This window comes from Cryobacterium arcticum, assembly GCF_003185895.1.
Classification (GTDB): Bacteria; Actinomycetota; Actinomycetes; order Actinomycetales; family Microbacteriaceae; genus Cryobacterium; species Cryobacterium arcticum.
Genome location: NZ_QHLY01000010.1, coordinates 104,895 through 117,884, shown reverse-complemented (window position 1 = coordinate 117,884; position 12,990 = coordinate 104,895). Strand labels below are relative to the sequence as shown.

9 protein-coding genes and 1 pseudogene are annotated in these 12,990 nt (G+C 65.6%); 7 read left to right on the top strand and 3 right to left on the bottom strand.

Going from position 1 to position 12,990, the window contains the following annotated elements; genetic code table 11:
• The 4 genes and pseudogenes from CTB96_RS09720 to mmsB all read left to right on the top strand — a co-directional run.
• Nucleotides 1–472, top strand: a pseudogene (locus CTB96_RS09720) (L-arabinose isomerase); the annotation flags it as partial.
• A 66-nt stretch (nt 473–538) separates the two neighbouring features.
• Nucleotides 539–1,663, top strand: coding sequence for a multiple monosaccharide ABC transporter substrate-binding protein (gene chvE / locus CTB96_RS09715; protein WP_282433130.1), 1,125 nt, complete (start codon nt 539–541; stop codon nt 1,661–1,663).
• A gap of 86 nt (nt 1,664–1,749) precedes the next feature.
• Nucleotides 1,750–3,279 (top strand): multiple monosaccharide ABC transporter ATP-binding protein, encoded by a 1,530-nt coding sequence (gene mmsA, locus CTB96_RS09710; RefSeq protein ID WP_110126728.1) that lies wholly within the window; start codon nt 1,750–1,752, stop codon nt 3,277–3,279.
• Nucleotides 3,280–3,312: 33 nt separating this feature from the next.
• Nucleotides 3,313–4,554 carry a multiple monosaccharide ABC transporter permease gene (gene mmsB, locus CTB96_RS09705; RefSeq protein ID WP_110126727.1) on the top strand — a complete coding sequence of 414 codons (1,242 nt, stop codon included), beginning with the start codon at nt 3,313–3,315 and terminating at the stop codon, nt 4,552–4,554.
• 247 nt (nt 4,555–4,801) lie between these two features.
• Here the strand turns inward: mmsB and CTB96_RS09700 are convergent, their stop codons facing one another.
• The 3 genes from CTB96_RS09700 to CTB96_RS09690 all read right to left on the bottom strand — a co-directional run bounded on the left by CTB96_RS09700 (nt 4,802) and on the right by CTB96_RS09690 (nt 8,919).
• Nucleotides 4,802–5,785, bottom strand: a complete 984-nt coding sequence (locus CTB96_RS09700; RefSeq protein ID WP_110126726.1) for a hypothetical protein — start codon at nt 5,783–5,785, stop codon at nt 4,802–4,804.
• Between the two features lie 433 nt (nt 5,786–6,218).
• Nucleotides 6,219–7,232 carry a LacI family DNA-binding transcriptional regulator gene (locus CTB96_RS09695; RefSeq protein ID WP_219993245.1) on the bottom strand — a complete coding sequence of 338 codons (1,014 nt, stop codon included), beginning with the start codon at nt 7,230–7,232 and terminating at the stop codon, nt 6,219–6,221.
• 151 nt (nt 7,233–7,383) lie between these two features.
• Nucleotides 7,384–8,919: a sugar ABC transporter ATP-binding protein gene (locus CTB96_RS09690; RefSeq protein ID WP_110126744.1), complete on the bottom strand. Its 1,536-nt coding sequence runs from the start codon at nt 8,917–8,919 to the stop codon at nt 7,384–7,386.
• A 336-nt stretch (nt 8,920–9,255) separates the two neighbouring features.
• On the opposite strand from CTB96_RS09690, the gene CTB96_RS09685 reads away from it, so the two are divergent.
• From CTB96_RS09685 to CTB96_RS09675, 3 genes are all read left to right on the top strand, one after another.
• Nucleotides 9,256–10,254, top strand: a complete 999-nt coding sequence (locus tag CTB96_RS09685) for an ABC transporter substrate-binding protein (protein WP_110126724.1) — start codon at nt 9,256–9,258, stop codon at nt 10,252–10,254.
• A 119-nt stretch (nt 10,255–10,373) separates the two neighbouring features.
• Nucleotides 10,374–11,915, top strand: a complete 1,542-nt coding sequence (locus CTB96_RS09680; protein WP_110126723.1) for a sugar ABC transporter ATP-binding protein — start codon at nt 10,374–10,376, stop codon at nt 11,913–11,915.
• Nucleotides 11,912–12,988 carry an ABC transporter permease gene (locus CTB96_RS09675; RefSeq protein WP_110126722.1) on the top strand — a complete coding sequence of 359 codons (1,077 nt, stop codon included), beginning with the start codon at nt 11,912–11,914 and terminating at the stop codon, nt 12,986–12,988. The genes CTB96_RS09680 and CTB96_RS09675 overlap by 4 nt, the downstream gene beginning before the upstream one ends.
• Nucleotides 12,989–12,990 lie beyond the last annotated feature (2 nt).

Sequence of the window (12,990 nt, the reverse complement as noted above, 5' to 3'; positions counted from 1 at the left end):
GATCCTCGGCGCGCACATGCTCGAGGTCAGCCCGTCACTGGCCACCGAGAAGCCCACCCTGGAAATCCACCCGCTGGGCATCGGCGGCAAGGACGACCCCGTGCGCCTGGTCTTCAACGCCGCCCCCGGCCCCGCCGTGGTCGTCGCGATGAGCGACATGCGCGACCGGTTCCGCCTCACCGCGAACGTCGTCGAGGTCGTCGAACCCACCGAAGCCCTACCCAAGCTCCCCGTCGGCCGGGCCGTCTGGAAGCCCGCCCCCGACTTCGCCACCTCAGCCGCCGCCTGGCTCACCGCCGGCGCCGCCCACCACACCGTCATGTCGACCGCCGTCGGCATCGAGGTGTTCCAAGATTTCGCCGAGATCGCTCGCACTGAGCTTCTCGTGATCGATGAGACCACCACCCTGCGGGACTTCTCCCGCGAGGTGCGCTGGAACCAGGCGTACTACCGCCTGGCGCAAGGCCTGTAATCACACGCACTACCCGCTTCACACGATTTGACATCAACGTCGATTGAAAAACCGAAAGGAACCACAGTGAAGAAGAAAGCATTCCTCGCAACCCTGGCTGCCGGAGCCATGGTTATCTCGCTCGCAGCTTGCTCCAGCGGCGGCGGCGGCGGCGGCGGCGAGGGCGCCGGCGACGGCGGCCTTGTGGGCGTCGCAATGCCCACGAAGTCCTCCGAGCGCTGGATCAACGACGGTAACGCCGTCAAGGAACAGCTCGAAGCCGAGGGCTTCACCGTCGACCTGCAGTACGCAGAAGACGACATCCCCATGCAGGTTTCGCAGATCGAGAACATGATCACCAAGGGCGCCAAGGCCCTGATCGTCGCCTCGATCGACGGCACCACGCTGACCAGCGTGCTCCAGGACGCCGCAGACGCCGACATCCCCGTCATCGCCTACGACCGCCTGATCCGCGACACCGAGAACGTCAGCTACTACGCTTCGTTCGACAACTTCAAGGTTGGCCAGCAGCAGGCTTGGTCGCTCCTGAACGGCCTCGGCCTGGTCGAGCTGGACGGAACGCCCATCGACGGCGCCCCGGCCGGCCCGTTCAACGTCGAGCTGTTCGCCGGTTCGCTGGACGACAACAACGCGTTCTTCTTCTACGACGGTGCGATGGATGTCCTCCAGCCGCTGATCGACAGCAAGACGATCGTGGTCAAGAGCGGCCAGACCGACATCGAGCAGGTTGCAACCCTGCGTTGGGATGGTGAAGAGGCACAGAGCCGTATGGAGAACATCCTGACGTCGACGTACTCTGACGGCAGCGTTGTCAACGGCGTTCTCTCCCCGTACGACGGCATCTCCCGAGGCATCATCTCTGCCCTCGAGGGCTCCGGCTACTCGCTGGGTGACACCTGGCCCGCGATCTCCGGCCAGGACGCCGAGCTCGACTCGGTCAAGGCCATCGTTGCAGGCGAGCAGTACGCCACGATCTTCAAGGACACCCGCAAGCTCGCCGAGGTCGCCGTTTCGATGACCCTCGCGCTGCTGAACGGTGAAGAGCCGGAGATCAACAACACCACCGACTACGACAACGGCGTGAAGGTTGTGGACTCCTACCTCCTCGACTCCGCAATCGTGGTCAAGGACAACATCACGGAGCAGCTGGTTGACAGCGGCTACTGGACCCAGGCCGAGATCGACGGCTAAGAGTCACGTGCTCGTGACCGGCCGGCGGGGCGTCCAGCCCCGCCGGCCGGTCATCACACCGTATTAGACCCAAGAAAGGAACGCTCGTGACCACCAACATCCTCGAGATGCGCGGTATTACCAAGACCTTCCCCGGCGTCAAGGCGCTGCAGGACGTGACACTCAATGTCGCTCGCGGCGAAGTTCACGCCATCTGTGGTGAGAACGGCGCGGGCAAGTCCACGCTTATGAAGGTGCTCAGCGGCGTCTACCCGCACGGCACCTACACCGGCGACATCGTCTTCGAAGACGAGATCGTCGAGTTCAAAGACATCCGGGACAGCGAAGCCAAGGGCATCGTGATCATCCACCAGGAACTCGCCCTGAGTCCCTACCTCTCCATTGCAGAGAACATCTTCCTCAACAACGAGCAGCGCGGCGCGCTCGGCCTGATCGACTGGAACAAGACCAACAGCGAGGCCGTCAAGCTCCTCGCCCGGGTCGGTCTGCGGGAGAACCCGACCACCAAGATCATGGACATCGGCGTCGGCAAGCAGCAGCTCGTGGAGATCGCCAAGGCCCTCTCCAAGCGCGTGAAGCTCCTCATCCTGGACGAGCCGACGGCCGCCCTCAACGACGAGGACTCCGACCACCTGCTCAACCTGATGCTGCACCTCAAGGGCCAGGGCATCACCTCGATCATCATCAGCCACAAGCTGAACGAGATCAAGAAGGTCTCCGACGCCGTCACGGTCATCCGCGATGGCAAGGCCATCGAGACGATCGCCAAGCAGGAGGTCACCGAAGACCGCATCATCAAGGACATGGTCGGCCGCGACCTCGAACACCGCTACCCCGATCACACGCCGAACATCGGCGAGGAGATCCTGCGGGTCGAGGATTGGACAGCGCACCACCCCCAGGACCCCACCCGGGTGATGGTGGACAACGTCAACCTCAACGTGCGCCGTGGCGAGATCGTCGGCATCGCCGGCCTCATGGGTGCCGGGCGCACCGAGTTCGCGATGAGCCTCTTCGGTCGCACCTACGGCAGCCGGATCAGCGGCAAGGTGTTCAAGGGCGGCAAGGAGATCAAGACCCGCACGGTGACCGAGGCCATCGACAACGGCATCGCCTACGCCACCGAAGACCGCAAGACCTACGGCCTCAACCTCATCGAGGACATCAAGCGCAACATCTCGATGGCGGCGCTGGGCAAGCTCGTCAAGGGTGGTCTCGTCGACGACAACGAAGAGTTCAAGGTTGCCAACGAGTACCGCACGAGCATGAACATCAAGGCACCGACCGTGCTGGCCAAGACCGGGAAGCTCTCCGGCGGCAACCAGCAGAAGGTCGTGCTGTCGAAGTGGATCTACTCGAACCCCGATGTGCTGATCCTCGATGAGCCCACCCGCGGCATCGACGTCGGTGCCAAGTACGAGATCTACGCGATCATCAACGCCCTCGCCGCACAGGGCAAGGGCGTCATCGTGATCTCGTCGGAGCTGCCCGAGCTGATCGGCATCTGCGACCGCATCTACACCCTTTCCGAGGGCCGCATCACGGGAGAATTCCCGATCACCGATGCCACCCCGGAGACCCTTATCAAGCACATGACCATGGAAAAGGCCCGTTAGCGTCGGCGCTATCGGAATAGGAGAAACGTCAAAATGAGTGATCTCGAAACCAAGCCGGCGAGCAACACGGCCGCAGGTGCACAAGTCAACCCCAGCAACTCCAAGGCGGGCCAGTGGCTCAGCCACGTCATCGCCGACCTCGGCAAGAACGGCATCTTCGTCGCCCTGATCGTGGTGGTCGTGCTGTTCAGCTTCCTGACCGACGGCATCCTGCTGCGGCCGCAGAACATCTCCAACCTGATCGTGCAGAACGGCTACATCCTCGTTCTCGCGGTCGGCATGGTGATGGTCATCATCGCCGGCCACATCGACCTGTCGGTCGGCTCCGTCGCCGCCTTCGTCGGTGCCGTGTCTGGTGTGTTCGCGGTGACCTGGGGCCTGCCCTGGTGGCTGTCGATCATCCTGTCGCTCCTGGTCGGCGCCCTCGTGGGTGTCTGGCAGGGCTTCTGGATCGCCTACGTGGGCATCCCGGCGTTCATCGTGACGCTGGCCGGCATGCTGATCTTCCGTGGGCTTGCGCTCGCGGTTCTCGGCAACGCCAACATCGGTTCCTTCCCGGCCGAGTACCGCGCCCTGGGTAACGGCTTCCTCACGGATGTCTTCGGCGAGTTCGAGCTGGACCCGCTGACCCTCGGCGTCGCAGCCCTGGCGATCATCGCCCTGATCATTCAGCAGGTGCGCACTCGTCGTGGCCGTGCCTCGTACGGCCAGGAAGTCGAGCCGCTCGTCTGGTTCGTCGGCAAGCTCGTGCTCATCACCGCCGGCATCGGCCTGTTCGCCTACGCCCTCGCTTCCTACAAGGGCATCCCGGTCACCCTGATCGTGCTGGCCGTGCTCGTGCTGGTCTACGGCGTCATCATGAACCGCAGCGTCTTCGGTCGCCACATCTACGCCATCGGTGGCAACCTGCACGCCGCTGAGCTCTCCGGTGTGAAGACCCGCAACGTGACGTTCTGGCTCTTCGTGAACATGGGCGTGCTCGCTGCCCTCGCCGGCCTGATCTTCACCGCCCGCCTCAACCTGGCCGGCCCGAAGGCCGGTGACGGCTTCGAGCTCGAGGCCATCTCCGCCGCCTTCATCGGTGGCGCGGCCGTGCAGGGTGGTGTCGGCACCATCGGTGGCGCCATCATCGGTGGTCTGATCATCGGTGTGCTGAACAACGGTATGTCGATCATGGGCATCGGCATCGAGTGGCAGCAGGCCGTGAAGGGCCTCGTGCTGCTTCTCGCCGTGGCCTTCGACGTCTACAACAAGCGTCGCGCCGGCGGCCGCTAGCCCGACTGTTCGACCCGGCCGCCGGCCCCGCATTCTCTCTACGGATGCGGGGCCGGCGGTCTTTCTGCGCCCGCCGCGCTGCGTTCTGCCCGCAGCGCAGGGTGTTGCTCGCAGCGCAGGTTGTGTCGGGCTACATCCTGCGCTGCGAGCGCGAAGCTGCGCTGCGAGCGTAAAGCTGCGCTGCGAGTGAAAGCTGCGCTGAGAGGGAGGGATACTCGAGGAGGGACACCGCTGACGTGCCACCCGCTCAGGCTCGAGGTACACCCCGCTCGGTGAGAAAAGCGTGGAACCGCCCGGGCGCGAGAGCGAGGTCCCACCCCCAGCGGTCGAAACTCTTCACGCGGGCGCGCAAAGCGTCTTCGCGCTGTTTCTCTTGCCACACCACGGTGCTGGGGTCCCGATCGCCGAGCACGGCTCCTGCGCCGTACTTGAGGAACCCGTCGAATTCGCCGATCTTGCGCACCCGCCGCCAGAAGAAATCCACGTAGGCGTTGCCGCCGAGGATGTCGGGAAAGCGCACCTGCAATTCCGGTGCCGCGAACCCGAGCTGGAATATGCGTACCCGGCTGAGGGTCTCGCCGGGATTGGCGGCCAGTGGGCTGGCGAACTCGATCGCCCGCTCGACGTGGCGCCGACCTGTGCGCGGGTTGACTCGGTCCAGCTCCCAGTACAGGTCCTCCTTGGTGAGGGCCGGACGTTCTGGCATGGGTGGCACATCGCCGCGCCGTAGCTGTTCCCGCAACACGCGTTCCTGCTCGACCCGCAGCGCGTGGTCCACCATCGTCACCGCGACCAGAAAGGACGACGTGGCAGCCACATCCACCAGGGTGCGCGCGAGTGGTGTGACGCGGCAGCCATCAATGTCTTCCACAACCTCGGACGTTGGCCCGTTGTGGCTGGTGGTGAAGCGCGCTGTGCTGCCTCTGCCACTCCCGGGCATGAGGGTATGGACGGTAGCGGGCCAGGCACCGATGATCGGGAGACCATGCAGGACCGCGGCTGAGTGGTGTGACAGCACTGGGCTGTTGCCGGCTGTGAGTACCGTGGCCCGAACCAACAAACGGTAGCGCTCGCCCGTGTCAGCGGCGCGCCACTGCGCCCCAGCCACGTACACGCCGCGGCGGATGCCGTGCAGCACGCCCTCACCGCAGAGCCGCCGGAGGCTGTGCGGTGGCACGCCGGCCTCCCGCAGGGCCTCGGCCGGGAGTAGCCCACCGAATCGCAGCGCCACCTCCTCCGCGCGTTGGAGAACGGGATGACCTGCGGCTGGTGGGAGGTCAGTCGCTGGGGTCTTCTGGGTGAAAGTTCGACCGGATGACGAGCGCGGGGAGGTAGTCATGCTGCAGCCTCCCTCGGTGCCGATCGTCACCCGGCTGCGGCGCCGAGCGCCGTGGAGAAGCCGGCGAAGGGCATCCCTGTGGAGGAGCGGGCGCCGCGGGCTGACACGTGGTGAATGCGCGCGGCGTGTGCCCCCGTGCATCAGGGGACACGCGGCGGATTGCCCGGTGCCGTCGGGTCGCTTGGCGTGGCGGCGCAGGTTTGTGTCGGTAGCGCAGGCTTGTGCGCCACGGGAGGTGCGCTGCGAGCACTATGGTGCGCTGCGAGCCAGCGAAGCGGCGGCTTGGGCCGGGTGGAAGGCGGGGAGGGGCGGCGTGGGCGCGGGGTCAGGGGTTGGGGGTGAGGCGGCGGGTGGAGGCACGCTCGATCAGGGCGGGAACGGATGCCGACACCGGGGAGCCGTCGCCGTTGATCTGGCCGAGCAACTCGCCGAGCATATCCCGGCCGATGCGCTCGAAGTCCTGCCGCACCGTGGTGAGCGGCGGAGACAGGTGCTCGGCCTCTGGCACATCGTCGAACCCGACGATGCTGACATCCGCAGGAACCGACCGGCCCCGATCGGACAGGGCGTGCATGAGCCCAACCGCCATCTGGTCGTTCGCCGCGAAGATCGCGGTGAGTCCGTCGAGGTCGCAGGCCATGCCGAAGCTGTAGCCCGCGGAGGGCGACCAGTCGCCGATGCCGATGCGGCGGGCCTCCAGGCCGCGGGCGGCCAGCTCGTCGCGCCAGCCACGCTCCCGCTCGCGCGCGTCAATGGAGTCGCTCGGACCGGCTAGGTGGGCGATGTGCCGGTGGCCGAGCCCGGCCAGGTAGGCCACGGCGGTCCGGGCTCCGCTGTACTGGTTAGCGCCGACGGTGGTGATGCCGGCCCGCGGTGTCGCCTCGAGCGCTACAACGGGCACGGCCAGTTCCATGCCCGCGACCACATCGACCACGCCCTGCCGGCTGGTGATGACGGCGATGCCCTCGACGTTCTGGCGGAGGAACGCTTCGATGACGGCCCGGATCGCCGCCGGTTCGGTGTCGATGAGGCTGGCTGTGAAGACCGACCAGGAGGCCTTTCTGGCGGCGGCATTGAAGTACAGCTGTGTCGACGCCGGACCGAATTCGGGGGTGCCGGTGGCGATCAACCCGATGGTGCGCGACCGGCGGGTCACCAGAGCACGCGCGGCGGGGGAGGGCACGTAGCGCAGCTTCTTGATAGCGTCCTCGACCCGCACCCGGGTGGACGGCCGCACATTGGGCAGATCGTTGAGCACCCGGGAGACCGTTTGGTGCGATACCCCGGCGAGCCGCGCTACGTCGAAAATGGTCGCCTGGCGGGGAGTTTCCTCTCTCACGGCGATCCCTTTCCCTGCGGCTGACGAGGCTCAACCAGTCCGCGGTCGATCGTCTCGCGGAACTTACGGCCAGCCCACCCAGTGCTGGGTTCTGTCCCCGATTCTAGACGAGTGCCCTGTGCGCCGATTGACAGACGGGCGGCGGCGCGGATCACCGCTCGGCCCCCCGGAGTTCCTCGTCGTCGTCCTCCGCGCCGTCGGCGATGACGGTGAGCAACCTCTCGACGGTGAGGTCGTGATTGGGGATGTCGGCAACCTTCTTGCGATCGCGCAGGATCGCGACCCGGTTGCTGATCCGCAACACCTCTTCGAGTTCGGCGGAGATGAAGACGACGGCCAGACCGTTCTCGGCGAGATTGGTCACAAGATTCTGGATCTCGGCCTTGGCGCCGATGTCGATGCCCCTGGTCGGCTCATCCAGGATCAGCAGGCGTGGGGCGATGGCCAGCCAGCGGGCGAGCAGCAGCTTCTGCTGATTGCCGCCGGAAAGGTGCCGCACCAGCGCCTCCGGGTTGGGCGGGCGGATGTTCAGCGCCTGAATGTAGCTCTGCGCGAGCTCGTCCTGTCGCTTGCGGGAGATGCGGCGGAACCAGCCGAGATCGGCCTGCAGCGCCAGCACGATGTTGTCGCGCACAGTCAGGTCCCCGATGATGCCCTCACCACGACGGTCCTCCGAGGCGTAGGCGATGCGGCGTTTCAGCGCATCCCTCGGCCCGCGGAACCGCCGCACCGAACCATCCACGGACACGCCACCGCTGTCCGGCCGGTCGATGCCGGCGAGCAGCCGGGCGAGCTCGGTGCGGCCGGAACCGAGCAGGCCGGCCATGCCGACGATCTCGCCCTCGTAGACGGCAAGGTCGATAGGCTCCAGGGCGCCGTCCCTGCCCAGCCCGATGGCGCTGACCAGCGGGAGCTCGCCGCCCAGTGCCTCCTCGACCTCCCGCTCACTGGTGCGAGTCTGCATCTCCGACAGGGCAGTCATCTCGGCGCCGACCATCTTCTGCACCAGGTCGATCCGGAGCAGCTCATCCGTGAGGTATTCGCCGACGAGCCGACCGTCACGCAGCACCGTGAGCCGGTCGGAGATCTCGTAGACCTGCTCCAGGAAGTGCGAGATGAACAGGATGGCGACGCCGGCCTCCTTGAGGTGGGCGATCACCCGAAAGAGCTCGGTTACCTCGTCGTTGTCCAGGCTCGAGGTGGGTTCGTCGAGAATCAGCACCTTGGGTTGAACGGCGACGGCCCGAGTGATGGCGATGAGCTGCTGCACGGCGAGCGAATGGGTCGACAGGGTGGATGCGGGGTCGATCTCGAGGTTCATCCCGCGCAGCATCTCGCCGGCCTGCCGACGGGTCTGGGGCCAGTCGATGCCACCCCACGGGCGCCGCGGCTCGTGTCCGAGCAGGATATTCTCGGCGACACTCAGATTGGGCAGGAGGTTGATCTCTTGGTACACGGTGCTCACGCCGGCCCGCTGGGCATCGGCAGGGGTGGTGAAGTCCACGGCCGCCCCACCGACCTCTATCTGTCCGCCATCGATGCGGTACACGCCGGTGAGCGCCTTGATCAGGGTGCTCTTGCCCGCGCCGTTCTCGCCCAGCAGCGAGTGCACCTCGCCGGGGAAGAGTCTGAAGTCCACGGAGTCCAGCGCGGTGACGCCCGGGAACGTGACCGTGATGCCCCTCATGACGACGATCGGTTCGGCTCTGCTCTCGTACACGGCGCGACCTCCTCGTCCCCTGAATGTTAGGGTTCACAACTGGTTCGGCGCAACAGGTGCGAATTTGATTTTCAACCCAGTGAGCAGGCCTTGACAACAGCTCGGGGAGGCGGATAGCCTCCGAAAAGAGCGATTGTGAAGGCTAACAATTGATTCCGACATTGAAGTCAGAAACTACCAAGCGGCTGGCTAAGTGCGAATTGTTAGCGATCACAGGTCGCCAAGGGCACCGCAGCAGTTCACTCGACACATTCATTCTGCAGGCACGACGCTCGTGCCGGCAGGTCTCAAGGAGGAGATCACATGGCACCCACAACACGGTTCCGGGCGTTCACGGGCTTGGCCCTCGCCGGAACACTGGCGTTCAGCCTCGTCGCTTGTTCATCGGGGTCTGACGAACCCGCCGCATCCGGTGACGACGGCGGCGAGCTCACTACCGTCGGCTTTGTTGCCGTCGGTCCGGAGGGCGGCTGGCGCACGGCGAACGAGCAGAACATCCAGGATGCGTTCTCGACCGAGAACGGGTTCGACCTCAAGTACGCCCCGTCCAGCAATGGCGACCAGAACTCGCAGATCACCGCGTTCACCTCGTTCATCGACGAGGGCGTGGATGCGATCCTGCTCTCCGCCACCGAGGCGACGGGCTGGGAAGACGTGCTCAACCGGGCGCAGGAGGCCGAGATCCCCGTGGTGCTGCTTGACCGCGGCATCGAGCCGAACGACGAGAGCCTGTACACCAGCCGGATCGCGCCCGACAACGTGGGCATCAGCGCATCGGCCGCCGAATGGGCGAACGAGCAGTTCCCAGATGGCGCGAACTACGTCGTCCTCGAAGGCCCGCCAGGGCTTTCCGTGGTCAACGACCGCAACAAGGGCTGGGACGAGGCCGTCTCCGACAACCTGGTCAAGCTCGAGAGCCAGTCGGCCAACTGGTCCACCGAAGAGGCCAAGAGCGTCTTCGAGACCATGCTCAAGGCCAACGGCAACGACATCCAGCTGGTGTTCGCACAAAACGACGAGATGGGCCTCGGTGCGGCTCTCGCGGTTGAAGAGGCCGGCCTGACCCCCGGCACCGACGTGAAGATCATCACCATCGACGGCACGCAGGCCGCGCTCGAGGCCCTCGCGGCCGGACGGCTCAGCTTCGTGGCCGAGTACAACCCGCTCTTCGGTGAAGACGCCATCGAGGTCGTGAACGCGGCCCTGGCCGGCGAGGACGTCGAGTCCTCGATCGTCGTGCCGAGCACGACCTTCGATTCGCCCGAGGCGGCAACGGCGGCCCTGCCCGACCGTCAGTACTAACCCGCGGTACCGTGTTCGTTCCTGCGGCCGCTCAGGCCGCAGGGACGAACACCCCGCTGTTCAATGACACGCTACTCAATGACGAGGCCGGCCCGCCGGCAGGACGACCAGGCAGAGAAATGGCAACGACAGCTCCGGCCGTGACAGAGCCGATCGTCGAGATGGAGAACATCTCGATCGAGTTCCCGGGGGTCAAGGCTCTCCAAAACGTGAACTTCCGACTCTTCCCCGGCGAAGTGCACACCCTGATGGGCGAGAACGGGGCCGGTAAATCCACCCTGATCAAGGCCCTCACCGGTGTGTACAAGATCGACTCCGGCACCATCACCGTCGGCGGCGTTCAGCGCCGGTTCGCGGGCACCGCGGATGCGCAGAACGCCGGGATCTCCACCGTGTACCAGGAGGTCAACCTGTGCGACAACCTCACCGTGGGCGAGAACGTGATGCTCGGTCACGAGATCCGCGGGCCGATCGGCATCAACTGGCGGAAGACCCATGAGGCCGCCCATGAGGCCCTGATCCGGCTGGGCCTGGGTGACCTCGACCCCAGACAGCCGCTGTCCAGCATCTCCCTCGCCCTGCAGCAGCTGGTCGCGATCAGCCGCGCTATGGTCACCGACTCCACAGTTCTGATCCTCGACGAACCGACCTCGAGCCTGGACGCGAACGAGGTCGAGGGCCTGTTCACCGTCATCCGCCGGTTGCGCGACGAGGGCGTCGCCATCCTGTTCGTCTCGCACTTCCTCGACCAGGTCTACGCAATCAGCGACCGGCTCACCGTGCTGCGGAACGGCATCGTCGTGGGCGAGCACCAGACCGCAGAGCTGTCGCGCAACCAGCTCATCTCTGAGATGATCGGCAAGGACGTGGAGACGCTCAACTCCCTGGGCTCCCACCGCTCCAGGGTCGTTCACTCGGGGGGTGCGCCCTTCTACAGCGCGAAGGACCTCACCAGGAAAGGCTCCATCGAGCCCGTCGACATCGAGGTGCACGCCGGCGAAGTGGTGGGCCTGGCCGGATTGCTCGGCTCCGGCCGCACCGAACTCGGCCGGCTCATCTACGGGGCAGACAAGCCGGACTCCGGCGTCGTCACCATCGACGGCAAGACCACCGACGTCACCAGCCCGGTCGGCGCCCTCGCGCAGAAGATCGCCTTCTCCACCGAGAACCGGCGCGACGAGGGCATCGTGGGCGACCTCACCGTGCGCGAGAACCTGGTGCTGGCCGTGCAGGCCCGGCGCGGCTGGGCCCGGCCGCTCTCCCGCAAGGAGCAGGCCGCCATCTGCGACAAGTACCTGACCGAACTGAACGTGCGACCCGCTGACCCCGAACGCACCGTGAAGAACCTCTCCGGCGGCAACCAACAGAAGGTGCTGCTCGGCCGCTGGCTGGCCACCCAGCCCGAACTGCTGATTCTGGACGAACCGACTCGCGGCATCGACGTGGGAGCCAAGGCCGAGATCCAGGAGACTATCGTTGCGCTTGCCGACGACGGCATGTCGGTGATCTTCATCTCATCCGAACTGGAGGAAGTCGTGCGCCTCAGCGAACGCATCATCGTGCTGAAAGACCGTCGGAAGATCGGGGAGATCGTCAACGGACCGCTCGTCACCGCGGAGTCCATCGTCGATCTGATCGCGTCAGAAGGGATCGTCTCATGAGCATCCCCGCCTCACGGTCGTCCACAGCGGTGCGGATGGTCACCGGACTGTTCCACCAGCCGTACGTCTGGGCGATCGTCGCCCTCATCCTGCTGCTGATCGTCAACCTCACCAAGAACCCCGGCTACCTCGGGGTGTCGGTGAACCCCGCCACCGGCAATCTGTCCGGCAATGTCATCGACATCCTGCGGGCCAGTGCGCCGATCATGATGATCGCCGTGGGCATGACCCTGGTGATCGCCACCCGCGGCATCGACCTCTCGGTCGGGTCGGTGATGGCCGTCGCCGGTGCCGTCTCGATGGAATTCATGAACAACACCGGCACCGGGTCGTTCGGCACCGCGATCGTGGCCGTGCTCCTGGCGCTGGGCATCAGCGCGGTGCTCGGTACCCTCAACGGCATCCTCGTCTCGATCGTGGGCCTGCAGCCGTTCATCACGACCCTCGTGATGATGCTCGCCGGCCGGGGCCTGGCGAAGGTCATCACGTCTGGGCAGAACACCTCGGCCACGAACGAATCGTTCCGGTGGATCGCCAACGGCACCTTCCTCGGGTTCCCCGTGGTGTTCGTCATCGCCGTGCTGATCGTGGCGGTTCTGGCCGCGCTGGTGCGGCGCACCGCGCTGGGCCTGATGATCGAATCCATCGGCATCAACCCCAAGGCCGCGCGGATGGCCGGCATCCGTCCCGTGGGCATCCTCGTCTCCGTATATATAGTGAGCGCCGTGCTCGCCGGTGTCGCCGGGATCTTCAGCACCGCCAGCGTCATGACGGTGGAGGTGGCCAAGACGGGCATGACCGCCGAAATGGATGCGATCCTCGCGGTGGTCATCGGCGGGACCTCATTGGCCGGAGGCAAATTCTCGCTCACCGGCAGCATCATCGGCGCGCTGCTGATCGCGACCCTGGACAAGACCATCGTCTACATGTCCATCCCATCGTCGGCGACCCCGGCCTTCAAGGCCATCGTCATCGTGATCATCTGCCTGCTGCAATCACCCAGGGTTCGGTCAATGTTCAATCGGCGCAGAACCCGCGTCATCATCGCGGAAAAGGAAACGGTGCAGGCATGACC

Coding starts and splice junctions, on each gene's coding strand:
- CTB96_RS09685 (WP_110126724.1), top strand. CDS start 9,256: ATGGCACCCACAACACGGTTCCGGGCGTTCACGGGCTTGGCCCTCGCC.
- CTB96_RS09680 (WP_110126723.1), top strand. CDS start 10,374: ATGGCAACGACAGCTCCGGCCGTGACAGAGCCGATCGTCGAGATGGAG.
- mmsB (WP_110126727.1), top strand. CDS start 3,313: ATGAGTGATCTCGAAACCAAGCCGGCGAGCAACACGGCCGCAGGTGCA.
- CTB96_RS09675 (WP_110126722.1), top strand. CDS start 11,912: ATGAGCATCCCCGCCTCACGGTCGTCCACAGCGGTGCGGATGGTCACC.
- CTB96_RS09690 (WP_110126744.1), bottom strand. CDS start 8,919: ATGAGGGGCATCACGGTCACGTTCCCGGGCGTCACCGCGCTGGACTCC.